General features: G+C 65.2%; 2 protein-coding genes. Both read left to right on the forward strand.

Going from position 1 to position 1464, the window contains the following annotated elements; genetic code table 11:
* Positions 1-8 precede the first annotated feature (8 nt).
* Positions 9-212, forward strand: coding sequence for a transposase (locus ABZV00_RS37780; RefSeq protein ID WP_355615456.1), 204 nt, complete (start codon positions 9-11; stop codon positions 210-212).
* A gap of 213 nt (positions 213-425) precedes the next feature.
* Complete coding sequence (locus ABZV00_RS37785) at positions 426-1091, forward strand: hypothetical protein (protein WP_355615453.1); 666 nt, start codon at positions 426-428, stop codon at positions 1089-1091.
* Positions 1092-1464 lie beyond the last annotated feature (373 nt).

The raw sequence follows: 1464 nt of genomic DNA on the forward strand, positions 1-1464 counted from the left end.
GGCATCTCATCGCTGCGAAGGTCCTCGGCCACGTCGGCGACGTCACCCGCTTCCCGACCGCCGATCACTTCGCCAGCTACGCCGGCACCTCGCCGCCACCGGCTCAACCCCACCGGCAACCGGCAACTCAACACCGCCCCGCACACCATCACGCTCGTCCAAGCCCGGAATCCCGGCCCGGGCCGCGTCTACTACCAGCGCAAACTCGCTGAGGGAAAGACACCTGCCGAGGCGCGGCGCGCCCTCAAACGACGCCTCACCAACGTCCTCTACCGACACCTCAACAAAGACCAACTCAAACTCACCACAGGCATGGGTTGACACACAGAGGCGCTCTTGAGCCTCTCCCCGCCCTGGCGGCGCCCGGGACTGCGCGGGCCCCAGATGAGTACGTTTCCCGGTGTCCGCGCGGCCCACCAGACCCAGTGGCCCAGGTGGAATGGGGTCGGCCGATCGTGATCTGGTATCGATCTGGCTTTCTCAATACGTCGCTGCCAGACTGTCGTGTGGTGGATACGGTGGCAGTAATTATTACGACGTTCGGCGGCGCGCTCTCGGCGACGCTGGGTGTTCTTGTGGGCGGTGTGGTCACCCGTCGGGTGCAGGAGCGGCACTGGTTGCGCGACAAGCAATTGCGCGCGTACGAGGAACTGTTCTCGCAGTACGCCCGGTTCATGATGGCGCTACGGCGAGCACACCTAAGCCGAACGCCGGTCGACATCGACTGGGGCGCCTGGAGCGTCTCGCTTACGTCCGCGAGCCTGGTGGCCCCGCTAGGTGTGGCGCGGGCGATCGACGCGTTTGGGCGCGCTATCGGCGTCTACCTCGACGCGGTGTCAACCCGGGATCCGGTCGTGAATCCGGTCGACGAAGATGTCCTGACCGAGGCGTCGCGCCCGGCGGCCGCGGCGCATCTCGCGCTGCTGAACGCGATCCGTCGGTCCATGGGTCGCTCCCTCGAGGACCTGCCGTTTTACCTCGGCGGTACGCTCGGCCGCCATCCCGAGGGAAGAGAGTCGTCCCCCGACGATCCGCCCTCGCTGGCAACGCCCGACCGTGTGGCGTCGGAACGACTGAACGGGGCGGAATAGTCGCGTTGGTCGTACAGGCAGCAACCGCAGGGCTCCGAATTCTCTACTGTTGACTCCGCTGCAACGCAAAGCCACTCGAGCCGAGAGGTCATACACGTCAGACAACCAAACAGCATCAGCAACACCGCCGCGGCGGTCTGCGCCGGCATCCTCAACTGCCGCTGACAGCGCGGGTGGCCACCTGGCTCGTCATCTGTGTGCCGGGCCGCATGTGATGATCGGTTCGTGTGCCTTCGTGAGTGGAAGGGCCTGACGCATATCGAGCGGGCTTTCTTCATTGAGGTGATCTCAACGACAATTGGGTAGGTATCGGTATTCGAAGTGGGTGAGCACGAGTGCGGCGCGGACGATGTCGTCGACGCTTCGGGGGCTG

This window comes from Micromonospora sp. NPDC005173 (assembly GCF_040608515.1).
In the GTDB taxonomy this organism is placed as follows: domain Bacteria; phylum Actinomycetota; class Actinomycetes; order Mycobacteriales; family Micromonosporaceae; genus Micromonospora.